This window comes from Staphylococcus schleiferi (assembly GCF_025558325.1).
GTDB lineage: Bacteria > Bacillota > Bacilli > Staphylococcales > Staphylococcaceae > Staphylococcus > Staphylococcus schleiferi.
Window position 1 is genome coordinate 1,726,345 of sequence record NZ_CP094712.1, and the last position, 26,978, is coordinate 1,753,322.

General features: G+C 36.3%; 24 protein-coding genes. 5 read left to right on the top strand and 19 right to left on the bottom strand.

Annotated features, from left to right (window positions below):
* Nucleotides 1-41: 41 nt before the first annotated feature.
* The 6 genes from uvrC to zapA all read right to left on the bottom strand — a co-directional run bounded on the left by uvrC (nt 42) and on the right by zapA (nt 7,380).
* The gene (gene uvrC, locus MUA40_RS08065; RefSeq protein ID WP_016424804.1) at nt 42-1,832 is read right to left on the bottom strand and encodes an excinuclease ABC subunit UvrC; all 1,791 of its coding nucleotides are present in this window, start codon (nt 1,830-1,832) and stop codon (nt 42-44) included.
* 221 nt (nt 1,833-2,053) lie between these two features.
* On the bottom strand, nt 2,054-2,368 hold the full coding sequence (gene trxA, locus MUA40_RS08070) for a thioredoxin (protein ID WP_016424803.1): 315 nt from the start codon (nt 2,366-2,368) through the stop codon (nt 2,054-2,056).
* Nucleotides 2,369-2,445: 77 nt separating this feature from the next.
* Nucleotides 2,446-4,794, bottom strand: a complete 2,349-nt coding sequence (locus MUA40_RS08075; protein WP_016424802.1) for an endonuclease MutS2 — start codon at nt 4,792-4,794, stop codon at nt 2,446-2,448.
* 15 nt (nt 4,795-4,809) lie between these two features.
* Entirely contained in the window at nt 4,810-6,519 is a 1,710-nt protein-coding gene (gene polX, locus MUA40_RS08080; RefSeq protein ID WP_167732952.1) for a DNA polymerase/3'-5' exonuclease PolX, read from the bottom strand.
* 71 nt (nt 6,520-6,590) lie between these two features.
* The gene (locus tag MUA40_RS08085; protein ID WP_016424800.1) at nt 6,591-7,112 is read right to left on the bottom strand and encodes a CvpA family protein; all 522 of its coding nucleotides are present in this window, start codon (nt 7,110-7,112) and stop codon (nt 6,591-6,593) included.
* A gap of 1 nt (nt 7,113) precedes the next feature.
* Nucleotides 7,114-7,380, bottom strand: coding sequence for a cell division protein ZapA (gene zapA, locus MUA40_RS08090; protein WP_016424799.1), 267 nt, complete (start codon nt 7,378-7,380; stop codon nt 7,114-7,116).
* A 335-nt stretch (nt 7,381-7,715) separates the two neighbouring features.
* Here zapA and rnhC point away from each other — a divergent pair, with 335 nt between their 5' ends.
* Nucleotides 7,716-8,651 (top strand): ribonuclease HIII, encoded by a 936-nt coding sequence (rnhC, locus tag MUA40_RS08095; RefSeq protein WP_016424798.1) that lies wholly within the window; start codon nt 7,716-7,718, stop codon nt 8,649-8,651.
* 164 nt (nt 8,652-8,815) lie between these two features.
* On the opposite strand, the gene pheT is transcribed toward rnhC, so the two are convergent.
* The 5 genes from pheT to MUA40_RS08120 form a co-directional block, all read right to left on the bottom strand.
* A complete protein-coding gene (pheT, locus tag MUA40_RS08100) occupies nt 8,816-11,221 on the bottom strand; it encodes a phenylalanine--tRNA ligase subunit beta (protein WP_016424797.1) in 2,406 nt (801 codons plus the stop codon).
* Nucleotides 11,208-12,278, bottom strand: coding sequence for a phenylalanine--tRNA ligase subunit alpha (pheS, locus tag MUA40_RS08105; protein WP_016424796.1), 1,071 nt, complete (start codon nt 12,276-12,278; stop codon nt 11,208-11,210). The genes pheT and pheS overlap by 14 nt, the downstream gene beginning before the upstream one ends.
* 461 nt (nt 12,279-12,739) lie before the next feature.
* The gene (locus MUA40_RS08110) at nt 12,740-13,486 is read right to left on the bottom strand and encodes a TrmH family RNA methyltransferase (protein WP_016424795.1); all 747 of its coding nucleotides are present in this window, start codon (nt 13,484-13,486) and stop codon (nt 12,740-12,742) included.
* Between the two features lie 151 nt (nt 13,487-13,637).
* Nucleotides 13,638-13,811, bottom strand: coding sequence for a 50S ribosomal protein L32 (rpmF, locus tag MUA40_RS08115; RefSeq protein ID WP_262569374.1), 174 nt, complete (start codon nt 13,809-13,811; stop codon nt 13,638-13,640).
* Nucleotides 13,812-13,858: 47 nt separating this feature from the next.
* On the bottom strand, nt 13,859-14,398 hold the full coding sequence (locus MUA40_RS08120; RefSeq protein ID WP_262569375.1) for a YceD family protein: 540 nt from the start codon (nt 14,396-14,398) through the stop codon (nt 13,859-13,861).
* Between the two features lie 126 nt (nt 14,399-14,524).
* On the opposite strand from MUA40_RS08120, the gene MUA40_RS08125 reads away from it, so the two are divergent.
* Nucleotides 14,525-15,658: a nucleotidyltransferase gene (locus MUA40_RS08125; RefSeq protein WP_016424792.1), complete on the top strand. Its 1,134-nt coding sequence runs from the start codon at nt 14,525-14,527 to the stop codon at nt 15,656-15,658.
* 304 nt (nt 15,659-15,962) lie between these two features.
* Here the strand turns inward: MUA40_RS08125 and coaD are convergent, their stop codons facing one another.
* Both coaD and rsmD read right to left on the bottom strand, forming a co-directional pair.
* Nucleotides 15,963-16,448, bottom strand: a complete 486-nt coding sequence (gene coaD / locus MUA40_RS08130) for a pantetheine-phosphate adenylyltransferase (RefSeq protein WP_016424791.1) — start codon at nt 16,446-16,448, stop codon at nt 15,963-15,965.
* On the bottom strand, nt 16,441-16,995 hold the full coding sequence (rsmD, locus tag MUA40_RS08135; RefSeq protein WP_016424790.1) for a 16S rRNA (guanine(966)-N(2))-methyltransferase RsmD: 555 nt from the start codon (nt 16,993-16,995) through the stop codon (nt 16,441-16,443). The genes coaD and rsmD overlap by 8 nt, the downstream gene beginning before the upstream one ends.
* A 63-nt stretch (nt 16,996-17,058) precedes the next feature.
* Between rsmD and MUA40_RS08140 the strand changes: the two genes are divergently transcribed.
* A complete protein-coding gene (locus MUA40_RS08140; protein WP_016424789.1) occupies nt 17,059-17,448 on the top strand; it encodes a DUF7147 family protein in 390 nt (129 codons plus the stop codon).
* A gap of 2 nt (nt 17,449-17,450) precedes the next feature.
* On the opposite strand, the gene MUA40_RS08145 is transcribed toward MUA40_RS08140, so the two are convergent.
* On the bottom strand, nt 17,451-17,696 hold the full coding sequence (locus tag MUA40_RS08145) for a YlbG family protein (protein WP_016424788.1): 246 nt from the start codon (nt 17,694-17,696) through the stop codon (nt 17,451-17,453).
* 96 nt (nt 17,697-17,792) lie between these two features.
* Between MUA40_RS08145 and MUA40_RS08150 the strand changes: the two genes are divergently transcribed.
* Nucleotides 17,793-18,722 (top strand): lysophosphatidylglycerol phospholipase D, encoded by a 930-nt coding sequence (locus MUA40_RS08150; RefSeq protein WP_016424787.1) that lies wholly within the window; start codon nt 17,793-17,795, stop codon nt 18,720-18,722.
* Between the two features lie 128 nt (nt 18,723-18,850).
* On the opposite strand, the gene MUA40_RS08155 is transcribed toward MUA40_RS08150, so the two are convergent.
* From MUA40_RS08155 to cyoE, 4 genes are all read right to left on the bottom strand, one after another.
* Nucleotides 18,851-19,294 (bottom strand): YlbF/YmcA family competence regulator, encoded by a 444-nt coding sequence (locus tag MUA40_RS08155; RefSeq protein WP_194368641.1) that lies wholly within the window; start codon nt 19,292-19,294, stop codon nt 18,851-18,853.
* Nucleotides 19,284-20,354 (bottom strand): CAP domain-containing protein, encoded by a 1,071-nt coding sequence (locus tag MUA40_RS08160; RefSeq protein WP_262569377.1) that lies wholly within the window; start codon nt 20,352-20,354, stop codon nt 19,284-19,286. The genes MUA40_RS08155 and MUA40_RS08160 overlap by 11 nt, the downstream gene beginning before the upstream one ends.
* Before the next feature lie 531 nt (nt 20,355-20,885).
* Nucleotides 20,886-21,347 (bottom strand): DUF420 domain-containing protein, encoded by a 462-nt coding sequence (locus MUA40_RS08165; protein WP_016424784.1) that lies wholly within the window; start codon nt 21,345-21,347, stop codon nt 20,886-20,888.
* A 27-nt stretch (nt 21,348-21,374) separates the two neighbouring features.
* Nucleotides 21,375-22,286 (bottom strand): heme o synthase, encoded by a 912-nt coding sequence (gene cyoE / locus MUA40_RS08170; protein WP_167732957.1) that lies wholly within the window; start codon nt 22,284-22,286, stop codon nt 21,375-21,377.
* Between the two features lie 216 nt (nt 22,287-22,502).
* Here cyoE and MUA40_RS08175 point away from each other — a divergent pair, with 216 nt between their 5' ends.
* Nucleotides 22,503-23,411 carry a COX15/CtaA family protein gene (locus MUA40_RS08175; RefSeq protein WP_037559095.1) on the top strand — a complete coding sequence of 303 codons (909 nt, stop codon included), beginning with the start codon at nt 22,503-22,505 and terminating at the stop codon, nt 23,409-23,411.
* 105 nt (nt 23,412-23,516) lie between these two features.
* Here the strand turns inward: MUA40_RS08175 and MUA40_RS08180 are convergent, their stop codons facing one another.
* Nucleotides 23,517-26,966: a pyruvate carboxylase gene (locus MUA40_RS08180; protein WP_016424781.1), complete on the bottom strand. Its 3,450-nt coding sequence runs from the start codon at nt 26,964-26,966 to the stop codon at nt 23,517-23,519.
* Nucleotides 26,967-26,978: the final 12 nt, after the last annotated feature.

Genomic DNA, 26,978 nt, shown 5'->3' on the forward strand with positions numbered 1-26,978 from the left:
ATGTGACAAATTTGGGTATGAGAATGATTCTCATACCAAATTCATTCATTTTGTTCATTTAGTGTTTCATAGAGTAAAGTTGCAGTATTTTTAGGCAGTCCTGCTTCTTGAAGTTGATCCACACTTGCTTCACGCATTTTTTTAATCGAACCAAATGTTCTTAATAATTTTGTTTTGCGTTTTGGACCAATACCTTCCACTTGATCTAACACTGATTGCATTCCTGTTTTTTGTCTCGTTTGACGATGGAAAGTAATCGCAAAACGATGCACTTCATCTTGAATACGTTGTAATAAATAGAAAGCTTGGCTATTTTTCTTCAACGGAATAACCTGCGCAGTCTCTCCATACAATAATTCTGAAGTTTGGTGCTTGTCATTTTTAGCGAGCCCCGCAATTGGAATGTCTAAGCCCAACTCATTTTCTAATACACTTGCGACACTTGACATGTGACCTTTCCCACCATCAACAATAATCAAGTCTGGAAGAGGCAAACCTTCATTTAACACACGTGTATAGCGACGACGCACTGCTTCTTGCATAGATTTGTAGTCGTCAGGACCTTCGACAGATTTTATTTTGTATTTACGATATCCTTTTTTATCTGGCTTTCCATCGATAAAACTGACCATTGCAGAAACAGGATCCACCCCTTGTATGTTCGAATTATCAAAAGCCTCAATACGAATAGGTGTTTGAATTCCCATCGCATCACCCAATTGTTCGATTGCTTTGACTGTTCGAGATTCATCTCTAGCAATGAGTTCAAATTTATTGTCTAATGCAATATGTGCATTTTTATTTGCCATATCAACAAGTTGCTTTTTTTGACCACGCTGAGGTGAAAGGATTTTCGTATCTACCACTGAGCCAATCATAGTCGTATCAAGATTTGAAGGAACATGAACTTCTCTAGGTAAGAAATGTTGATTTAATTGATAGAACTGACCAATAAACGTATAGAATTCTTCTTCAGGGGTTTGTTGCAAAGGAAACATCGTTGCTTCTCTTTCAATCAGATTACCTTGTCTAATGAAAAAGACTTGGATACACATCCATCCTTTATTCACACTATAACCGAAGACGTCTCTAACTGTTTGATCAGCTGACATAATTTTTTGCTTTTTCGTTAAATTATGAATGTGTTGAATTAAATCACGATATTCTTTCGCTTGTTCAAACTCTAGATTTTCACTCGCTTTTTGCATTTTTTCTTCTAGATTTCTTAAAATCGTTTTATCTTCCCCGTTTAAAAATTCGGTAATTTCCCTTGTCATTCTTTCATATTCTGATTGGTCTACTGGATACACACAAGGTCCTAAACATTGCCCAATGTGATAATAGAGGCATAAACGATCTGGCATTTTATCACATTTACGAAATGGATAGATACGATCTAATAATTTTTTCGTTTCATGTGCAGAATAAGCATTAGGATAAGGTCCAAAATATTTTCCGCTTCCTTTACGAACTGTTCGCGTTACGATCAGTTTAGGGTGCCGCTCTTTTGTTATTTTAATAAACGGATAACTTTTATCATCTTTTAATAATACGTTATAACGAGGTTGATACTTTTTAATTAAATTTAGTTCCAACAACAACGACTCTGTCTCGCTCGATGTGACAATATATTCGAAATCAACTATTTCTCTCACAAGTCGCGTTGTTTTCGTATCGTGTGCACCTGTAAAGTAAGAACGGACACGATTTCTTAATTTCTTCGCTTTCCCTACATAAATCACTTGGTCTTGCCGATCTTTCATCAAGTAACAACCCGGCTCCATAGGCAACACAGATAATTTTTGCCTAATATGCTGCTTTGTATCCTCCATCATTCATTCACCTTCTTTATTTCCCCAGCTCTAACAATGAAAAGGGAGTGAAACAGAATTATAATCAATTACAATTATAATCTATCTCACCCCCGCAATGGCGATTTTATAGATATTAGCTTCTTTTAAGCGCATCAATCATGTCATCACCTATTGCGCTTTTAATTTTTCATAATAATGCGATAACGTCTTTCGTTTAAATTAAAAAAGAGGCACTCACATTAAATGTGTTTATCTAGAACTTGAGCTAAATTTTCTTTTGGTTGGAAACCAACAACTTTATCAACTGGCTCACCATCTTTAAATACGATAAGTGTTGGAATACTCATTACTTCGTATTTTGCAGCTGTTGCTTGGTTTTGGTCAACATCTAATTTTAAGATATCAGCTTTACCATCATAATCTTGCGCTAAGTCTTCTAAAACAGGCGCAATCATTTTACATGGACCACACCAAGTTGCCCAAAAGTCTACTAATTTAACACCTTCATTAATTTGTTCTTCAAAATTTGAATCTTTTACTTCTATTAATGCCATACGAAGTTGCCTCCTTAATTATCATGTGATGGTCAAATTATAACAAATTGTATTTTGCATTTCACTACAATTGCTCATTATTTAATTGTAGCAACCGTCACACCAAACCCACCTTCACTTGGCATCCCCGTTCTAAAAGTGGAGACGCTTTTGTGTTTTTTCAAATGTTGTTGTACACCTTTTTGAAGTGCACCCGTTCCTTTTCCGTGAATAATATATACGTCTTCGTAATTACTCAATACCGCTTGATCAAGATATTGGTCTAACGCGCTCATGGCTTCATCATAGCGATACCCTCTTAAATCTAACTCCATTTTGACAGGTGAACGGTTTGTTCTTGTGACCATTTTTGTCGTTTTTTCTTTAGTCTTTTCTTTTTTCTCTAAATCTTTTAACGGGATTTTCATTTTAATGATCCCCATTTGTACAACTGCTTCTTCATTGTCCAACAGCTCTAAAACTTCACCTTTTTGACCATACGATAACACTTTAACTTCATCGCCAGCCACAATATCATCCCATTTTTGCTTTTTAACATTTTGTTTGATTGAGGATGCTTCATACTGGTCTTCAAGTCGTTTCTTTTGTTCGATAAGTTCATGTTCTTTAACTTCTGCACCTTTTTGATCGCGCATCTCTCGCAACGATTTCAAAATATCATCTGCTTCTTCCATTGCGGATTTCACACGCTGATTCGCTTTCTCTTTAGCATCTTCCATTAATCGTGCTTCATAGTTTTGATATTTCTCATATGCTTCTGATAATGCTTTATGTGTTTGAGAAGCTTCACGAACAAGACGATCTAATTCAATGCGTTGATTATCTACACGTTTCGCATTATTTTCTAATGCTGCAATCATTTCATTAATTTCTTGTTCATCTTGACCAATCATTGACTTTGCGTGATGAATAATTTTAGATTTTAATCCTAGACGCTTAGAAATATCAAACGCATTTGAACGTCCCGGTACACCCATTAATAATTTGTAAGTCGGGCTTAACGTATTGACGTCAAATTCAACACTTGCATTCATCACACCTGCACGATTATAACTATAAGCTTTTAATTCAGGATAATGCGTTGTTGCCATCACAAGCGCGCCTAACTCATGAACATCATCAAGAATGCTCATAGCTAATGCCGCACCTTCACTTGGATCAGTTCCAGCACCCAATTCGTCAAAAAGTATCAAACTTTGTGCATTCGCTTCGTCTAAAATAGAAACGATGGTTTTCATATGTGAAGAAAACGTTGACAGCGACTGCTCAATGGATTGTTCGTCACCAATATCACAAAACACATGATCAAATACACTCAATTGACTGCCATCTAAAGTTGGAATCAGTAAGCCAGATTGTGCCATGATAATGATTAACCCCAATGTTTTAAGCGTCACGGTCTTACCACCCGTATTCGGACCGGTAATAATCACTGTTTGAATAGAAGAAGCAAATTCTATTGTATTCGCCACAACCGTTTCACGATCCAAGAGTGGATGAAATGCTTTCGGCAAATAGACTTGTCGCTCTTTAAAAAATTCTGGTTTAGTTCCTTTGATTTTAGAGGCATATCTCGCTTTACCAACCAAAAAGTCTAAATGTCCCATGACCTTTTCAGAAAGCAAGCAAGCGTCAGCTTCTTCTGCAACTTCCTGTGTCAATTGAGCTAAAATGCGTTGGCGCTCTGTTGCTTCCTCACTGCGCAAACGGCTCACTTGGTTGTTTAATTCTACAACTGATGCAGGTTCAATATAAAGTGTTTGACCCGACGCCGATTGGTCATGAACAATACCATTAAAGTCTTGTCGATATTCAGCTTTAACAGGAATTACATTACGTTCATTTCTCACTGTCACAATGGCATCAGAAAGCTTTTTTTGATTTCCAGTAGATTTTACAATGCGATCAAGCTGTGTTTTAATATTTTGATTTGTTTTAGAGATACGACTTCGAATCGACTGTAACTGCACACTTGCAGAATCATACAAATCATCACTATCACATTTTTGATGAATTGATTGATATAAGTCAGTTAAAACCGGTAATTGCTGCATCTGTGTATCCAAACTTTCATAGTTAATCGTCTCTTCATCTTCAACGATTTGATTATAAAATGTCTTAAACTGATTTTGAACTTGAATCAGCATCTTTATCGCATTTAATTCCTGTACATTTAAAGTACCGCCAATTGTTGCACGTTTAATGAAGGGTTCTACACGTGATAATCCGCTCATACTCGGGATGCGATATTGATTATAAATTTTAGCAATTTCATCCATTTCATTCATTTGATGAACGACCGTATCATAGTCAGAAGAGGGAGTCAGCTGCTTAACCTTTTCAACTGCTAAATCACTCATCACTTCTTGTTCTATCAATGATTTAATTTTATCAAACTCTAATATTTCTAAAGTTTTTTGTTTCATCCAATCCCTCAATTTCTATTTAGGTTGCTTTGGGTTTCTAATAAATGATTTAAATGCTTCACGAGACATAGCATTCACTACATTTTCTTTTTTTACAAAACCTTTTTGCGCTGTTGCGATACCAAATTTCATAAAATCTAAATGTCTTGTATGATGCGCATCTGTATTAATTGTTACCATTAAGTCTGGATTTTGACGTAACACATCGGCACTTAAATCTAACCGTTTTGGGTTAGCATTGATTTCTAAAACTGTGCCAGTTTCTCGACATAATTTTACCAACTGATTAATATCTGGTTTATAGCCGTCTCTTCGTCCAATAAGGCGTCCAGTCGGGTGAGCAATGTGGCGAACGTAAGGATTTCGACACGCACTTTCTAAACGCTTCATAATTTCTTTTTCAGATTGATTAAAACTTTGATGAATTGATGCAATGACGTAGTCCAATTGTGATAATATGTCATCATCATAATCTAATCGTCCATCTGAAAGAATATCCATTTCTGTCCCTGAATAAATATCTATCTCTGAATATTCTTCATTTAATGCTTTAATCTCTTCGTTTTGTTTTAATAAACGTTCGACTGACAAGCCATTAGCTACTCGTAAACTTTGAGAATGGTCAGTGATACACATAAAACCATAGCCTTTTTCAATATTCGCTTCAATCATCTCACGCAATTGATGTGCACCATCACTTGCAGTTGTATGCATATGAATGTCACCATTTATATCTTCTAATCTGATAATTTTTGACAAGTCTCTATCAAATTCTGAACCATCTTCTCGCATACTTGGTTCTATCCATTGCACACCGAAATGTTCATAAATCGCCGCTTCACTATCCAATTGTAGTAAATGACCATCTGGTTGCTCAATCCCATACTCACTCACTTTTTCTTGTGTTTCTTTAGCAATTTGTCGAATTCTAATATTATGCGCTTTAGAACCTGTGAAGTGTTGTAGTGTATGATAGAAGGCATTAGGCTCGATTAAACGGAAATCCACACCAATCGTCTCGTCATCATAACTCAACTCCAATGAGACTTTCGTTTCACCTACCGCGACATCTTCTACTTTATTGGGCATCTCTAACAGTTGCTTTTGCACTTTTAAAGGCGCATTCGTACTAATGATATAGTCTAAATCTTTACTCATTTCTTTCATACGACGAAAACTACCTGCAACTTCAAAACGCTCAATCTCGTCAATTGTTTGTAAATAGTCATCAATTGTACGACTTAAACCCATCATCGTATCAATAGGATAACGCTCTTTTTTGGCACCTAATGCTTTTACTTCTTCTAAATATTTCTCTTCAGTTTTTTTACCAAAACCACTGAGTGCGCTGATCTCATGATTTTCACATGCCTTTTGAAAAGATGCCTGATCTGTAATATTTAATTCGTGATAAAGTTTAGCAATTCTTTTACTGCCTAATCCTTTTATTTTAAGCAAAGGGATGAGGCCGCTCGGAACTTCAGCTTTCAGTGATTCTAACGTAGGAGATTTTCCGGTTTGTACAAACATGTTGATTACTTCTCCTACACCTTTCCCAATATTTTTTAACTCTGTCACATCTTTAATTTGGTCCATTGTACGTTCATCAGCTTCTAGACTCTGCACTGCTTTGCGGTATGCAGATACTTTAAACGCATTTTCACCTTTTAATTCCATATATGTCGCAATATCTTCTAATAAACGAATTACATCTTTTTTTGTCATCATATCACCTCATTAAAAAAGAGGGTGAAACAGTATGAGATCCATTTACGTTTCAGCCTCGTTGATTTGGTCTATTTTAAATTCAATGTAAACTCTGATAAAAGTGGAACCTCTGTTACGAACCACTGACCTGTCATAGAATGCGCCAATGCATTTTGAAGGGTTGCATCTGGAAATAACGCAAATAAAAAGCAGATATAATGCAGACAAATGAATGCAGAACAGCATGCTACAAATGCACCCGTTAAACGATTAAACATTGCCATCCGTTGCGTCTCAAACAGCTGGTCAAAACTGTTAATCACAAGATACATCATTGTTTTGATGACAATCACAATGAGGAGAAATACCACAATGTGATTGAATCGTGCCTCGTGATGATCTAATGCTACTACAAAATCCGTTTCATATGCACGCGTTCTCGGATAAGGTATAAATAATTTAGAGTAATGACTAAGTGGCTGATAAAAGCGACTTGCCACCCATAACGAAAAAAACGTACTTCCTAAATGTAGTGCACTCGCAACCCCGCCTCTATGAAATCCTGTCATCGCAAACAAAAATATGACAATTAAAATTAATAATAATAACACATTAGTTGCCTCTTTGTTTTAAACGCTGTATCTCTTCTCGCAAACGTGCATTTTCTTCTTCTAAGAGTACGAGTTCATGCATAACATTAACTGCAGTTAATACAGATTTTCTAACAGAATCCAAACCTGCATTTTTGCGTCCTAACTCTTTTATTTTACCATCTACTAAGTCAGCGACATAACGAATATGTTCAGGATCGTCTTCTCCTAAAATCGTATAATTCTGATCATTAATCGTTACATTGATTCGATTTTTGAACTCACCCATCTTCACTCACCTAGCCCTATTTTCATTTTTATTCATCATGGTTCATTATACACGAGATAGGTGCTTTTGTGTATCATTCAGAGTACAATGCTTCGTTAGAAATACAAACGAAGAGAACCCTCTTTTTTCATTTATACCTATATATCAAGTTGACGTCACATTGCTTATTATCTACAATGAATATTCTTCAAATAATATAACATTCCGTATAGAGAGTTGAGTTCAAATGGCGAACTGCAAGTTATAGACGAAACCGTTGAATTCTACTTTATCGTTTATATCCTCTCTTTGCTATGTTACGATTTGAGAGGAAAAATAAGAAGCGAGGTTAAAACATGTCAAATATTGTTGTAAAACTGAGTTCAGCTGACATCGAGCAACTTTTAGCTCAACTGAAACCAGAAATGCAAAACCTTCCTACAGGGATGCAAGCACGCGCGAAGTATAAAGGTGTTACGATTAGTATTTATCATTCAAAAAAAGTAATGTTTCAAGGGCAAAACGCTGAAGCAATCGCTAAGCAACTTCTTGGGTCGAAAGCAAATCCTTCCTCAACTCCATCACAAAAGCAATCAAAGTCAACGACCTCGATTTCATATAACAATATGAGCTGTATAGGGAGCGACGAAGCTGGGAGTGGCGACTATTTTGGTCCACTTACGGTATGTGCGTGTTTCGTTTCAAAACAAAATATCCCCATTCTTAAAGAATTAGGGGTGGACGATTCAAAAAAATTAACGGATGCTAAAATTACGGAATTAGCAGAGCAACTTGTCACTTTTTTACCTCACTCACTCCTTGTACTCGATAACCCTAAGTACAATGAACGCCAAAGTTTGGGCTGGTCACAAGTTAAAATGAAAGCCGTCTTACATAACGAATGCATTAAAAATGTATTAGAGAAAATCGATAACACAACGCTCGATTATATTGTGATTGACCAATTCGCTCAACCTGCTGTTTATCAAAGATATGCATCAGGCAACGTCCCTGAATTGGACAAAACACAATTTGAAACGAAAGGTGAATCAAAATCACTAGCCATTGCGGCAGCAAGTATCATTTCACGCTACGCTTTTGTTAAACATATGGACTTATTATCAGATAAGTATCGTATGCCTATATTAAAAGGTGCGAGCCATAAAGTAGATCTCACCGCAGCAAAAATAATAGAGAAGCACGGTATTCAAACGTTAGATCAAATAAGTAAAAAACATTTTAGCAACCGTAATAAAGCACTTAAACTCGTGGATGCAAAATACAACGCTTGATTATGTCATTAAACCCAATAAATTAAAATGTAGGAAAACAGCAATTTAAAATGGCTAGTTTCCCTACATTTTTTAGTATATTGTGATATAGCTTTTTATGATTCTATAATTTTAATTCTATACTGAGACCCTGCTAGATGTTTCTTTACCATATACTTTTGCTATTAAGCTCTTAAAGTCGCGCCTTTAGCTTCTAAAGCAGAAAGAATCAGTTCGTGAACTTTTGAGACTTGTTCTTCAGTTAGCGTATTTGTTTCATCTAAATATTCAAGTCGTATCGCAACGGATTTTTGACCTTCTTCCATGTGTTCTCCTTCATAGACATCAAATACAGAAGCATCTTTCAAGATTTCTCCGCCATTTTCACGAATCGTTTGTATTAAGTTTGCAGCTCTTACTTCTGACTTCACAACTAATGCAATATCTCTTGTTACACCTGGGAATTTAGGAATAGGTTGGTAATTGATATATCCCACAGATTGTTGCATGATTTTTTCATAATTCAATTCAAAAACGTAAGTACGTGACAGGTCATAAGATTTTGCTACTGTTGGATGAAGCTCACCAATAAAACCAATCGCTTCTCCATTTAAAATTACAGCTGCCGTACGGCCAGGATGTAGCCCGTCGATTTGTGCTGTTTCATACTCAAAGTGCAATGCTAATTTATCAGCTACACGATCAACAACACCTTTTAACAGATAGAAATCCACTATTTCTTTTTTACCTTGCCAAGGATTAGAGACATATTCTCCAGTCATGATACCACTTAAATATTCCACTTGGTCTGGTAATGCGCCTTCCCCGTTACCAAAAAAGACATTACCCAATTCATATAAAGCAATATTATGATTTTTACGAGCTACATTATATTGCGTTGCATCTATTAAATGTGGAATAAGGCTTTGGCGTAATGTTGAATGTGCTTCACTCATTGGCATTAATAATGAAATCGTTTCTCGGTCTACTGTTGTAAATGCAGTTGCACGTTCTTGATCAACTAAAGAATAAGTAATCGCTTGAGATAAACCCGCACCTTCTAATGCATTTTTAACCACACGTGTTTTACGTTGACGATCAGTGAGTGCGCCACTTGTTACATGTTCAAATATTGGCAGACTCGATGGAATGTTGTCATAACCATATATTCTTGCAATTTCTTCAATTAAATCAGCTTGTATTGTAATATCACGACGGCGTGATGGCACTTTAACAGTGATTTCTGAACCATCGACTTCAGTTTCAAAACCAAGTTGATTAAAGACACGGATAATGTCTGCCTCTGTAAGATTAAAACCGACAGTTCGATTTACTTTATCAGTAGTAATCTTAATTTCTGTAGTCAACGCGCCCAAATCTCCATCTGAAACGCGACCACTTAAAACTTGTCCACTCGCAAGTGTTTCTAGTAAATAACACGCACGATCGACCGCTTCATCTAAGAATTCTGTTGCCAGTCCTTTTTCAAAACGGCTAGAAGATTCGCTTCTTAAATTTAAACGGCGTGAAGTATGACGAATCGATACTGAATCGAAAATGGCACCTTCGACGACTACGTTTTGTGTTTGGGGTGTAACTTCAGAAAAATCTCCACCCATTACACCACCAAGTGCAATCGGCTGCTTGCCATTTGTGATAACAATGTCTGTATCCAGTAATTTTCTTTCTTGATCATCTAAAGTCGTCATCAACTCATTTTCATGTGCTCGTCTAACTACAATTTCGTTTGAACCGATTTGATCTTTATCAAACATATGTAGTGGTTGACCGTACTCCAACATGACATAGTTAGAAATATCTACAACATTGTTAATTGGGCGAATACCTGCTTTCATTAAACGTGCTTGCATCCATTCTGGTGAAGGTTCAATTTTCACGTTTTTTACAACGCGTGCACTATAATAAGGTACTTTTGAGGCATTTTCTACTTTGACTGATATTGCATTAGTTGCGCTTTCTTCTAATTCAGTCGCTGTTGTTTCAGGTTTTGTTACTTTTTTACCATAAAGCGCCGCTGTTTCATATGCTGTTCCAATCATACTTAATGCATCTGCTCGGTTTGGTGTTAAATCGAATTCCATAGACTGATCATTGAGATAGAGTGCCTCAAGTGCCTCTGTTCCTGGTGTAATTTTTGATGAAAATTGATAAATCCCGTTTTCAAATGCTTTTGGCACAACACTACTTGATAAGCCTATTTCTTGTAATGAACAGATCATACCATGAGAGACTTCTCCACGTAATTTTGCCTTTTTAATTTTGATGCCACCCGGTAATCTAGCTCCAACTTTTGCGACAATGACAGTTTGCCCTTCTCCAATATTCGGAGCACCACAGACGATTTGTACAGGTGCTTCTTCGCCAATATCAACTTGGCAAATATTTAATTTAGCCGCATCTGGATGTGCTGCCACTGATTCAACATAACCTACAACTAAATTTTTAATATCTTTTGTAAAATCATGAATATCATCTACTTCAATACCTGTACGTGTAATTCGTTCTGCTAAATCTTTGACAGAAACATCAATTTCAACGTATTCTTCTAGCCATTCTTTAGATATTAACATCTTGGTCACCTCTATCTTCTACTGCTTTAAATTGATTTAAGAAACGCACATCATTTGTATAGAAATGACGAATGTCTTCTATACCGTATTTGAGCATTGCGATTCGGTCTGGCCCCATACCAAAAGCAAATCCAGAGTATTTAGTTGAATCAAAGCCTGCCATCTCTAGCACGTTGGGATGCACCATGCCTGCACCTAAAATTTCTATCCAGCCTGTGTGTTTACATACATTACAGCCTTTTCCTTTACACTTAAAACAAGACACGTCAACTTCTACTGATGGTTCAGTGAACGGGAAATAACTTGGGCGTAAGCGAATTTCACGATCAGCACCGAACAATGATTTCGCTAATAACTCCAACGTTCCTTTTAAGTCACTCATTTTAATGTTTTCGTCTACAACGAGACCTTCAATTTGTGTGAATTGATGACTATGCGTTGCATCGTCTGAATCACGTCGATAAACTTTACCTGGACAAATAATTTTAACAGGACCTTGTCCTTGTCTTTTTTCCATAGTTCGCGCTTGTACAGGTGATGTGTGTGTACGAAGCAATATTTCTTCTGTGATATAAAAGCTATCTTGCATATCTCTAGCTGGGTGTGACTTCGGTAAGTTTAATGCTTCAAAATTATAGTAATCTTGTTCTACTTCATAACCTGTAACAATTTCATAACCTAAGCCTAAAAATAAATCTTCAATTTCTTCTATAGTCCGTGTTAACGGATGTTGTGCACCGTTTGCAACTTTTCTACCTGGAAGTGTCACATCAATTGACTCTTCTGCAAGCTGTTGATTTAATTTAGCTTCAGCTAAAACAGTTTGTCGTGCTTCAATGTCACTTTCAATCGCTTGTCTAACGACATTCACTTGTTGACCGTAAGCCGGTTTTTCTTCTTTAGGCAAGTCTTTCATATGTTTCATAAGTCCAGTGACTAGCCCCTTTTTACCTAGATATTTAACCTTAACATCTTGCAATGATTTTTCATCTTCTGCTTGTTGAATGTCTTCAATCGCTTGATGTTTGATTTTCGTCATTTCATCATTTTGCACCATTATTGTTCCTCCTTTTATTTAAACCAACACTTGCCTCGTCATCAAAAAAGTAAAACTTAATTTTTACTTTTTCCCCACTTTATCATTTTAGATTTTTCGTTGACTAAGCGGCAATTTTGTCGTAGCCTATACTTCTTTTCCATTCATTTAATGAAAATAAAAAAGATTCCACCCCAATAGAAATGGGACGAAATCTTTCCGTGGTACCACCCAGTTTTATGTAAAATAAATACATACACTCTGATTTGATGTTGATAACGGATATCACTCCGACTTAAATCTCTTTAAGTAGCTAAAAAGGTGAAAAAAACTATGTAAGTTGAGTATCACTTTCAGTTAATGTCATACTTCCCTAAGCAACTTCTTTAATAGTTTACGTCTTTTTGTTCGCAATTGTTGAATTGTTAATACGTTTATTATATACATGCAGTTAGAAAGGGTCAACCCAGATTCGTTCTCTTTTATCCTTTCAAATAAAACATTAAAATCCCTGCAGCGACTGCGACATTTAAACTTTCAGCTTGTCCATAGATTGGGATGGTTAAATTTTGAGTCGCATGTTGCAATAATTCAGGTGCAACCCCTTGTCCTTCGTTTCCAACGATTAATCCAAAATGAGATTGGCGTGTAGCCACTTGATGATAAACTGTTGCCTCTTCAAGTGCTGTTCCATAAATCGGGCCATCGAAGTGAGCGATAAAATCTATAACGTTATCGACAACTTGGATAGGAATATGAAAAACACTTCCTTGACTCGCACGCAAAACCTTATCTTGATAGACATCTGCAGTCCCTTTAGTAAGTATCACTAAATCTAAGCCTGCAGCATCCGCTGTTCGAATAAGCGTACCTAAATTCCCTGGATCTTGGATACGATCTAAAATAAGTACTTGTTGGGCTTGCTTCATATTCACTTCAGACTTTTCTATTACCGCGAAAACGCCCTGTGGGGTCATCGTCCCTGACAAACTCTCAGCAACTTTTTGATTGATTTCATACACTTCTTCAGCATGTTGAATCAACCCTTGGTCGACACGTTGTGGTTCAATCATAAATAATTGCTTGATGATAATACCACTTTGAAAAGCGGCCTCAATCAAATGTGGTCCTTCTATAATCGCTAAACCTTGTTTATCTCGTTCCCTTTTCTTTTTTAACTTATTAAAATTTTTGATTTTTGCATTTTGTATAGATGTGATTTGTTCCATAATAACCTCTTTTCACTTCCACCTATCCTGTAAGTGTGGCAACTGTCTCAATTTTGGTTAATGTATTTTATAATATCCAGAAAAATAAGGCTGGAACAGCAATAGTTCCAGCCTTATTTTAACTTAATATTATTAAACTGTAAAAAGTCTATTATTTAGAAACGACTTCTTCACCTTTGTATGAACCACAGCTTGGGCATACAAGGTGAGCTAATTTAAATTCACCACAGTTTCCGCACTCTTGAAAACCAGGTACTGCTAATTTAATGTGAGTACGACGTTTGTTTTTTCTTGTTTTAGAAGTTCTTCTTTTTGGTACTGCCATGATTAATCCTCCCTTTTATTCGATTAGACGCATGTATTTCAAAAAGCTTAGCGTGCATGGTTAAGATCATCGTATAATTGTTGTAATTTCTGAAGCCTTGGATCGACATTTACTTTTGATTCATCATGAGATGGGTCATTATGCAAATCATCTTCGTCAATAACTTCCCAACCTTGACCACCTGTCAGCATGTCTTCGCTATCATCGGCAACAACGCGCATTGGCTTTTCAAGCATTACGATTTCCTCGGCGATATCTCGGAGGTTAATCATGCCATCCGTTGCAAGATGATAATGCTCATCGTCCTCATCTTCATACAAACCATCTAAGTCAAACACTTCTGTTGTTGATGCATCTAATGGAACATCCACGGGGACTAATGTTCGCGCGCATGCCATAGTATAATTCCCAGTTAAATGCATTTGAGCAACTACTTCGTTGGATTTAACGGTAAGCTCCCCTTCTATTTGAATAGGAGATAAGTCCAAAATATCTAATTTTTGAACAAGATCGTTAAATGTAACGGTTTGACTAAATTTAAAAGGTTGTCCTTGGTATTTTCTTAATTGTGTTATTGACCATTTCATATGGCTTCACCTCTAACAAGCACAAAATTTATTTTAACTTTTGAATCTTAAGTTGTCAAGATTTTTTCTTAACATCTTATGTTCTGATACAATATTTATAATGAAACACGAAAGGATAGAATGCAAATGAAAAGTGTTGCCATGATTACAGAATATAATCCATTCCACAACGGGCATCTCTACCATGCAACTCAAAGCCAACGAGAAGCTAAGGCTGATGTCACTATCGCTGTTATGAGCGGTCAATTTATGATGCGTGGCATGCCTGCTATATTTAATAAATTTAAACGTGCACAAATGGCTACAGTGGCTTGTGATATTGTTGTAGAATTACCTTTACTCGGATCACTTTCATCTAGCGATATCTTTGCTGAAATGGGGATCAAAGTGGCTACGTATATGCAAGCAGATGTGCTCAGCTTTGGTAGTGAAAGTGGCGATATGGTTCAGTTGAAACAAACTGCAGAACAATTGCTTGAACTAGAAGAGACAGACGCTTTTAAACGTGAAATTAAATCTGGTAAAAGCTTTGCACGCATTGCAGGTGAAACTTTAAATACCGACCTTTTAGCAGAACCTAATAATGTACTTGCAATTGCCTACATTAAAAACATCTTGCGCCATAATCCAAAACTTCAGCCGATGACTATAAGTCGCGCGCACACGCACCATCACGATGACCAATTTCAACATGACTACCTAGCAAGTGGTACCGCTATTCGCAAAAGTTTATGCGGTAAAGATGATGTTTGGAAAACGATGGTTCCTAAACAAAATGTTCAACTCATGACGCAACCTTATTGCGACTCAGAACGGTTATTTCAATTGATTAAATTGTCGATATTACAACAATCTCCTGAAAGTTTAAAAAGCATCTATACGATGAGCGAAGGCTTTGAAAATAGATTACATAAAGTCATTACTCAAGTTTCAAACTATGATGAATTGATGACAGCACTAAAAACAAAGCGCTATACTTATACACACATTCAACGTATTTTGATGAATATTTTACTTAACTTTCAATATAGCGATGTCAATCAACAACTCCCCGGCGTAAGAATACTAGCAATGTCTCAAAAGGGGCAACAATATTTAAAGTATTTAAAATCGATTGCCCCTGAAAAACAATTCATTACCAATGTCAATCGTGAAAATGCTTCCCTTTTCAAACATGAAATTAAAGCAACAGAGATATACAATTTATTAACAGACGAAACAATGAATGATTTCAACACACCTGTTTCTATTGCACGATAAAGTTATACGGATGCAAAGCGCAATAGAATCGCTCTTTTACAATTAACTATCATAAACAAAAAGAAAACGTTTTGAATAGCACTATAGGTTCACTTCAACTCAAAACGTTTTCCAGTTTGTTATTAAATTCGTTTTTCAAGGTTGTACTAAGAAAATCATCTTTTCATCATAAACATTGTAAGAACGGATGCTTACGTTGAACAATACACCATTGAACGCAATTGACGTCATATCGTTTTACCGCTTCATTTCCAATTGATTGTATGTTTTTTAATAAATGCTTATGGTTCGACGTGGGTTTTGTTTATTTTCCAAACTTTTTTAATAAAGCTTCTTCAACGTGTTTTGGCACAAACTCCGAAATATCCGCATCGTATTGCGCCACTTCTTTCACGACACTCGAACTTATAAAAGAGTAATCCATAGAACTCATCATATACAGTGTTTCGACTTTATCATTAAGTTTCTTATTCATTGAGGTGATTCTGAGTTCATATTCAAAATCACTGACCGCACGTAATCCTCTAATAATTGTCGTCGCACCAATTTCATCACAAAAATCAACAAGCAAGCCACTAAATGAATGCACGTATACATTTGAAAGATGTTCTACAGACTTTTCAATAAGAGAAACACGTTCCTCATTTGTAAATGTCCCTTTTTTACTACTATTTCGCAACACACAGACGTGTAATTCATCAAAACGGCCAGCACTTCTTTCTATGATGTCTAAATGGCCTTTCGTAATGGGGTCAAAACTTCCAGGAATGACTGCTTTTGTATTAACCATGGTTATTTTCTCCTCTTTTCAAAACACAAGTATCTGTCAAACCATAATGATAACGTTTAACTTCTTCAAATAGTGACGTATCAATTGATTCACGGTGACTATATTCACAAACAATCATACCATTTTGCTTTAATAAATTAAATTCATGAATTTTTTGAAGTGCTTGATCAATAAGTCCCTTTTCATAAGGAGGATCTAAAAAAATCACATCAAATTGAATTTCTCTTTTAGACAAAGCTTTCAAAGCACGATCTGCACTATTTTTGTAAACTTCTGCCTGTTGTGTTAAACCTAATTTGTTCAAATTTTGATGTATAATTTTTACCGCTCGGATGTTTTGATCAACAAAAATAACTTGATCCATACCACGAGAAAGTGCTTCTATCCCTAAACTCCCACTCCCCGCAAACAAATCTAAACCTAAGCCGGAGACTGAGTGAAGACTATTAAATATTCCTTCTTTCACTTTATCCATCGTAGGTCGTGTATGACGCCCTTCCAATGTTTCTAAAGGCTTACTTTTATGTTTTCCTGCGATGACCCGCATTGATTCACACTTCCAATCTGATTTCATTTTTAATATACTTTGATTTATAAGGAGGATATCATCATGCAACAATCTTTTATCGTATTAGGACATGGTCTTACCGACCTTTATGAGTTTAAAACATTAATTCAATACAACTATGAACGTATCGATCGTATTGTTTTCTTTCATACGCCTAAGTCAGAAAAACAATTAACATCTGTCGCTATGATTATGCAGCCTACTGAAGGGCGTAAATTTCAAGCGATATATATGATGTTGGATGCAGTACGTTATCCATATCCAGAGAGCAATAAAAAATATGAGCTGATACAATCATTTGCCAAACCCTACAATATTGAAATGGTAGGTATTGACGTGCATGCACCTGATGATTATCCTGAATTAGCATTATATTTTAATTATTTAAAAAGTGTATTACGATTACAAAATTGGATCCCTCATTTAGAATGACATTATTCGTTCACTTCTTTTGAGTATTCTCTTTTTAAATACTTATAAGGTGAGCCAACAACTCGAGTCACATATTTTAGTTTCATTAATTTTGTCACAACTTCATCTACACGATCTTGGCTGACATACATAGAAACGTATTGTTCTTGCGGATTACTATAAACGATATGGCCATATTTTCTAATATGACGTTCATGTTTCATATTTTTTAAATAAATAATAATCTTTTCACGTTGTATGATATTCATATTTTCACCTCAATCTTTACAATAGTATCGTACCATGAGACGGGTCATCCGAAAAGTAGCTTTAAAGAATCTATCATCCGATGGGAGGAAAGTGGAATGACGCAATCACGACGTTTGATTACTCGAACTCTATTAAGCATCACCTCACTCATAGGCGGTGCCGCTTTTATTAAACATTATAAAAAAGGATCGGTGCATCGACAAATCCCTGAATTTTTCCAGCATCCTGCACCCTATATATTTAGCCATCGTGGCGGTATGGCTGAGCGCCCTGAATCGACTATCCTTGCTTTCGATCATTCGGTTGAAATGAATCTTACAGGATTTGAAACAGATATTCGCATATCTAAAGATGAAAAAGTGATTGTATTTCATGATGCTGATGTCAACCGCACAACAAACGGTTCAGGTTACGTTCGTGACCATACTTTAGCTGAATTAAAAGCGCTTGATGCAGGTTATCGTTTTAAAGATTTGAATGGTAAAAAACCTTACCAAAACCATCCAGAAGCCAAAATTATGACGATGGATGAACTCTTATCTCGCTATCCTAATCAATTGGTCAATATTGATATTAAAGATCATCCTCAGAGTTACGAAGGACAAATTGCTGCCCAACGCTTATATGAGACAATCAAGCGAAACCACGCAGAAAAACGTGTCTTAGTAACCAGCTTTTATAAAGTGCAAATCGAACGTTTTTACGATATCAGCCGTGGCGAGATTGCAATTGGTGCAAGTCAAGCTGAGGTAACTGACGCAATTTTAAAATTATATTTAGGACTACATGCTTGGTACCGCGGACGCGCACAAACGTTTCAAATGCCTACTGATTTTCATCGCATTCCACTCGTTCAGCCAAAATTGATTAACTGGCTCAACCAATCTCATATTATCCCTGGCTATTATGGAGTCAATAGTGTGGATGCAATGCACGACCTTGTAGAACAAGGTGTGCATACGATTGTTACTGATCGCCCTACGATTGGACGCCAGTTTCTCACTGCTTATCGCTCCAACATCTAGAATTCATCGCACACATCAACCTAACGCAAAAAGCCAATTTAAGCATTAAGAAAAACGAATTTCTTAACATGTTTAAATTGGCTTTTGCTATTGCGCATTATTTGATGCACTTTTTATTTAATACCTACTTAAAGTTGCGGATGACATTGACAGCTTGCACCTGTCGCACAACCGCCTGTAGTCAAAGCTTCAAATAGCGGTGTACCTGCATCAATCTTTACATTTTCTGAAACACTGGTTCCAATAATCGTTACAACTTCATCTAAGAGTTGCTGTAACTCTGTTTCAGATCTTTTAAAATTAACAACACTTTTATGCATTTCGTACGCTTTTTTAAGGCGTCTTGTTTGTCTCATCACTTCTTGATAATCAGGATGATAGCGACCAAAACGTTGAACTTCATCATACTTCACTTTACTTTTTAAAAAATCAGCATATAAGCTTTGCGCAACTTGATCGGATTCCAGAGATGATTTTGCCTTTTGATAAGCATCGAAAGCTTCTGAAGCTTTAATTTTATCAGCCAATTCATCAGCTTGATCTAAAACTGCCATGAGCGCTTCATCGTACACTTTCTTCATCACCTTTCTCTAAAAATATTAATAGATAATATTGTTGTTCGACTTCACCACCAATTTCTTGATATTTTTTACTTAACATCCGGGAGCGGTGAACATCTGAATTAATCCAACTGTGGACGAGTGAAGGGACATCGTTGAAATTATAACCTACATTTTGCGATACAGATTGATAATGTATATCTGTTTTATTAACAAGGTCGTTTAAGTTACTTTCTGTAAATTCTGCATTAGCAGCATCTCCAGAATTAAACAAATCAACAGTTGCAACATCTTCTAAAGTCTGATTCACTTTTAAAGGTTGTCGTCCATTGAGTTTACGAATTTCGTTGGTTAACTCATACAATGTCAATCGTTGGTTCACATTTTGATCTGAAGGCTTATCTTTTGCGTTCTCCTTGTCTGTTTCTTTAGAGCTACTATTGTTTTGGGCATAAGGGTTGATATCTGCTAATGCTTCTTTGTCGAGATAGCGAATACCGATAACTTTATTTCTTTGTTGATCAATAAAGACTTGCGCATAAATATTACCAAATTGAATAAGAGACTGTGTTTTAATGTCTTTATCAGATAACTCATAATGATAATTTTGATTTTTTACGGTAAATTGAGGCTCAGTATTGATTGAATATGAATTAAAAAGGTTCGACGCGGTATCATTGATTTTGATAGGCCCCGTTTCATTTTGAGATTTTGCCCCCGTCACATAAACCGATTTCACTTTATTGTGTTTTGTTAAAAACAACATATAGCGGTCGTCATCTTTAAAAACAAAACATTTATAATCTTTCTGATACGAATAGATACGATCCGCGATACCGTAGCGATCCATTACATGCTGAATTGGCTTACCCATTAGAGTTCCGACGCCAGTCGTTAATTTTGGATTTTCACCTTCATTTTTTTTAATATGCGGCGTCTTTTCTTTCTTTGTCGTAGTAGATTGATTCGGATTTTCTAGAACATCAAATTCTAGCTTTGGCGAATAAAAAAGATACACTAAAAACCCTACTAACAATAAAACTGCAACTACTTTTAAAACTTTACTTTTCATTGTATCCTCCCTTCACCTATGCTTGTCGTCTGAGCAACGAACGTTGTCATTTTGTATAATCCATAATGTTTGAGAAACGCATTCTTAATACTCCAATGATTAATTTGAACTAATTGGGTTCAAAACAAATATGTTAATGAGTTAAGAAACGCCAATATTCATTAGACGTCTGTCACTCTCTAACATATCACTAGAGTCATAAACTTGTATTGATTAACGTATGACTTTACTTCCATTAAATGTATATTAATTTATCATCGCACTTTTTATTCCATCATTTCAATACCTGAGTCGTTTAAAAGTCAATCGTATTTATTTTAACAAAACAATACCCTTTGTGAGAAAAAATTAACCCCGGGTCAATTGCATTACTTGATGCTTGTGTATCAAATTTGAAAATACGTCTCATTCGCCATAGTCTAAATATATGATAAAAAGAGCGGAACAGAAATCTAAAGTCACCAAGTAGATTTCGACGCTCCGCTCTTCTAAAATAACGCGATTGGTCTTAAAGAGGCTCAATCCAAATATTTAAAACCCAAATGTTGCTTTAATCAGAGAAGTTGTTTCTCCACCAGGATAAAGAACATATAAAAGAATATAAACAGCTACACCTGTAATTGCGGTAAAAAACCAAACTACCGATGCAATAGGCCCCACTTTTCTATGTACATTGTATTTGTCTCTTAATCCCGTAATAATTTGTACTAGCCCTAACACACCACCAACTGTGGCAAGTGTAATATGAAAAACTAGAAAAATTGTGTAATAAACTTTGACGGAAGCAGGCCCACCAAAAGCAGTGTTACCGATAAATATCGTACGACTCGCATAAATTAGAAAGAACGTCACTGCAAACACTGCTGCCCATAGCATTGTTTTTTTATGCTGCTCGATGCGACGTTTCCATATCAAGCGCCAACCTATCGCAACTAGTATGGCACTGATAACAATACACGTCGTACTTATTGTAGGTAAAATAGGTACATTCATGATATTCATTCCTCACTCGTAATCTTTTTAAATCATTTTAATTAAAGAGATAACGACAACAAGAGCAAAAAACAGAACGAGGTAATTTAAAGAATAGATAAACATCTTTGTTGCCCATTTTGTTTGATTCGTTGACGTTTTAAAACTTGTCAATCCTAATAATATCCACCCGATATTCAATAATGATGCTAAGACAATAAATACACTACCTAATTCGTGCATTAAGAATGGAAGTGGCAAGAGTAAAACCAACCACAAAAACATACCTAAACGTGTACGCTTAAATCCTTTAACAGATGGCAACATAGGAACTTGAGCCATCGCATATTCATCTTTACGCTTAATTGCGAGTGCATAAAAATGAATAGGTTGCCAACAAAATACAACTAAAAATAATGCCCACGCCATCATACTAAGTTCGCCGTTGATTGCAACCCAACCAATTAAAGGTGGTACCGCTCCGGGAAAACTACCAATGACAGTATTCCATGTTGTATGACGTTTTGACCATATAGAATAAAATGACACATAGCCGACAATACCTGTTAAACCAATCACGCCAGCCGGCATATTAATCATAAACAATAAGATTTCACCAACAATCATCATTCCAAAACTTAATAGAAGTAACTGACGGTCTGAAATGCGATCGTTAACGGTCGGTCTATTTTGTTTACTTGGCATCACTTGGTCGATATCTTGGTCATAATAATTGTTAAGTGCACATGCGCCTCCCATTACGAGTGTTGATCCCAACATCATAATAATAATTTGTGGAATAGAAGCTAAAAACGCATGATGAGACATCACAATCGCTAACCAAGCACCCGCAAATGAAGGAATTAAGTTGCCTTGGACAAGACCTAACTTAATGATTTGTTTCAGTTCCTTGTAAGTGATGCGGCCGGAAGTGTGTGATATAACTTCTGACTTTGCCATCAATTCCCCCCCCTTTTTCAAATAACATATACACCAATGATATATGAAAGGCGTAAGAATGACCAGTTTAAATAAGAAAAATTTGTGACACTTTATCGACATTCTGAAAAACTTCACTCTAAAAACACATTTTTATGAAAGCTTTTTGATATAATGACAGTAATGTAAATTAATAAAAATGATTTACTATTTTATGTAATAGTGGGGTGTTTGAGATTGTTTAATAAGCGAAACCTAAAGTGGCTAGCTGTCGTATCAACATTGATAATGACTTGGGTTCAACTTGGTGGTGCACTCGTTACAAAAACGGGCTCAGAAGACGGATGTGGATCTGACTGGCCACTATGCCATGGTGCTTTCTTGCCCCAAAATCTACCTATAGATACCATTATTGAATTGAGTCACAGAGCAGTATCTGGTTTATCAGTGATATTTGTGACATGGCTCGTCATTACTGCTTGGAAAAATATCGGTCATATTAAAGAGGTAAAACCTTTAAGTCTTATTAGTATCGGTTTCTTACTTATTCAAGCTTTGGTAGGGGCTGCTGCTGTCGTTTGGCAACAAAATGATTATGTTTTAGCACTACATTTTGGTATTTCGTTAATTAGTTTTTCATCAGTTTTTGTTTTAACATTAATTATTTTTGATTTAGACCAAAAATATGAAGCGAATAAGGTACATATTAAAAAGCCACTTCAAGTATACACTTGGGTGATGACTATCATTATTTATTTAACGATTTATACAGGTGCACTTGTACGACACACAGATTCTAGTCTCGCATACGGTTCATGGCCTGTACCATTTAATGATATTGTCCCACATGATGTACATGATTGGGTACAACTCGCGCATAGATTTATGGCACTGATTGCCTTTATCGCAGTGCTTGTCGCTTACATTCATGCGGTCAAATATTATCCGAATATCCGGACAATCCAATACGGGTACACTGCAAGTTTTATACTGATTATTTTACAAGTAACAACTGGGGCGTTATCTATCGTTACAAATGTTAATTTAATCATTGCATTATTCCACGCCTTATTTATCACGTTGCTCTTTGGACTAATCAGTTATTTCCTACTACTTATACTGCGGTCAAATCGCGGAGAACAATAGCACAAATATGCATCTAATCATTTTATTTAACATAAAAGCTAATTCCCTTTTTAAAAGTTGGGAATTAGCTTTTTTATTGTAGAAATCGCTACAACTCGAATTATTTTATGATTCTGCTTCTATCTCAATAAGTAAGTCTTGAGATTCAATACTGTCATTCGCTGAAACATGAATTTTTTTGATTGTTCCTTTAAAAGGTGCTTGAATCGTTGTTTCCATTTTCATAGCTTCACTAATAATCAATGACTGTCCTGCCTCAACTTGCTCACCTTCAGCTACTTTAACTTCTATAATTGTACCCGGCATCTGTGCACCAATATGTGTTGGATCTGCTTTATCCGCTTTCGGTTTCGCTAGATGAGAAGCTTGAATGTTTTCATCTTTCACTTGAATACGGCGTGCTTGACCATTCATATCAAAGAAGACAGTTCGTACACCATTTTCATCAGGATTTGTAATTGTTTTAAGTTGGATAATTAAAATTTTACCTTTATCAATCTCGATTTCTATTTTTTCATTATCTCTCATACCAAAGAAGAATGTTGGTGTATCTAAAATGGCAACATTACCAAACTGCTCATATGTTTTAACATATTGCTCGTACACTTTTGGATATAACGCATAGCTAATGAGGTCTTGCTCTGTCACCTTTTCTTGTTGCTTTTCCTGCAATTCTTCACGAAGTGCATCAAAATCGATTGGCTCTAAATATTCACCAGGACGCTCAGTGAGTGGCGCTTGTCCTTTCAATATAACACGTTGTAAATCCTTATTGAAGCCGTTAACAGGTTGCCCAATCTCACCTTTAAAAAATGACACAACAGATTCTGGAAAATCTAATTTATGTCCTTGAGCAACAACATCTTTTTCGTCCAATTCATTTTGAACCATATAAAGCGCCATGTCACCGACTACTTTTGAAGATGGCGTTACTTTAACAATATCGCCAAATAAGAAATTCACGCGACGGTACATGTCTTTCACTTCACTAAAACGTTCACCTAAACCTAAGCTTTTAGCTTGTTGACGAAGATTTGAATATTGACCACCTGGCATTTCATGTTGATAGATTTCCGTATGTGGCGATTTCATATCACTTTCAAAATCACTATAGTATGGACGTACTGCATCCCAATAATGAGAAAGTGTTTCATGACCTTCGATGTCCATGCGAATCTTACGCTCAAAACCACTCATTGCGTAGTAGATCGAGTTACTACTTGGTTGACTCGTCAAACCTGACATCGCAGCAACCGCAGTATCGATAATATCTACGCCAGCATCAATAGCTTGCTTGTATGTTAAAATACCGTTACCACTTGTATCATGTGTATGCAAATGAATAGGAAGATTAACTGCTGCTTTCAGTTCACCAATTAACTCGTAGGCAGCTCTCGGTTTTAGTAAGCCGGCCATATCTTTAATGGCTAACATATGGAAACCTTCTCTTTCTAATGTCTGTGCCATCTTCACATAATAATCTAACGTATAAACATCTGAACGTTCTGGGTTTAAAATATCGCCTGTATAACAGATTGTCCCTTCTGAAATTTTACCTGCTTTTTGAACCGCTTCATTCGCAACTTTCATTTGCTCTACCCAGTTAAGTGAGTCAAATATTCTAAACACATCTATACCCGCTGCAGCACTTTCCTCAACAAACTTTTGAATGACATTGTCTGGATAATTTTTATAACCTACAGCATTTGACGCACGTAATAACATTTGAAATAGGACATTCGGTATCGCTTTTCTTAATTTACTTAAACGTTCCCACGGATTTTCTTTCAAAAAGTTATAGGCTACATCAAATGTAGCGCCGCCCCACATTTCAAGTGAAAAATTATCTTTCATCACATTGGCTGTTTCAGGCGCAATTTTCAAAAGATCATGTGTCCGCACCCGTGTCGCTAATAAAGATTGGTGCGCATCTCTAAACGTCGTATCTGTTAAAAGGACTTCATCCTGCGCTTTAACCCAATCCGCAACAGCTTGAGGACCTTTCTCATCTAACAACTGTTTCGTCCCTCTTAACTGAGCAATCGCTTTCGTATCCGTAGTAGGAATATCCGGGTGTTCAAAATTTGGTTTTGGTCGTTTCTCTACATTCGGAAAACCATTTATTGTGACATTTCCGATATATTCTAATGTTTTTGTCCCTCTGTCACGCGAAGGTTGAATCACAAATAACTCTGGTGAAGCCTCAAGAAACTTAGTTGTGTAATCGCCAGAAGCAAATTGAGCATGATTAATGACATTACGCAAAAATGGGATATTCGTTTTTACACCCCTAATACGCATTTCTTGTAATGAGCGCTCCATCTTTTCTCGTGCTTCCTTATAACTGATGGCGTGTGTTGATACTTTAACAAGCAATGAATCATAAAAAGGCGAAATTTCTGCACCTTGGAAGGCATCACCTGCATCTAAACGAACACCAAAACCTCCACTTGAGCGATAAGCTACGATGCGACCCGTATCAGGCATAAAATCTTGAGTAGGATCTTCAGTTGTGATTCGACATTGTATTGCATAACCTAAAGTATGAATCTCGTCTTGGCGTGGCATTGCAATCGCTTCATCATGTAGAGACTCACCGTCAGCAATCAAAATTTGTGTTTTAACGATATCCACACCTGTAATCATTTCAGTAATTGTATGTTCAACTTGTACGCGTGGGTTTACTTCTATAAAGTAAAAATCATCACCAGAAACTAGAAATTCAACGGTTCCTGCATTGACATATTTAATCTTTTTCATTAAATCGACTGCCGCATCACAAATACGCATTCTTAATGCCGTCGGTAAACTTACAGAAGGTGCCACCTCTACCACTTTTTGATGACGACGTTGGACTGAACAGTCTCTTTCATATAAATGAATGATATTGCCCGCTTCATCACCAATAATTTGAACTTCAATGTGTTTTGGATTATCAATAAACTTTTCAATGTAAACTTCACTATTACCAAATGATTTTTCAGCTTCGGATTTGGCACGTGTAAAGGCTTCTTCAAGTTCAGATGCTTCCTTTACAATTCTCATACCTTTACCGCCGCCACCGCTTGTCGCTTTAATCATTAACGGGAACCCTGCTTCTTCTGCAAAAGCTTTAGCTCGTTCAAAATTGTCAACCGGGCCATCCGTTCCCGGTATCACCGGTAGCTCTGCTTTAATGGCTGTTTCACGCGCTTTAACTTTGTCGCCAAACATATCTAAATGTTCGAGGTGCGGTCCAATGAAGATAATATCTTCTTCTGCACATCGTTTTGCAAAATGCATATTTTCACTTAGGAAGCCGTAACCTGGATGAATTGCATCAACATCTGCATCTTTTGCCACTTGAATGATGCGTTCAATATTTAAATAACTTTCTGATGGACCAAGATCTTCGCCAACTAAATACGATTCGTCTGCTTTATATCTATGTAATGAACCCATGTCTTCTTTTGAATATATTGCAACCGTCTGAATGCCTAACTCTGTTGCCGCTCGGAAAATGCGAATAGCGATTTCACCACGATTAGCTACTAATAGCTTATTGATGCGTTTCATTTTATAAGCCTC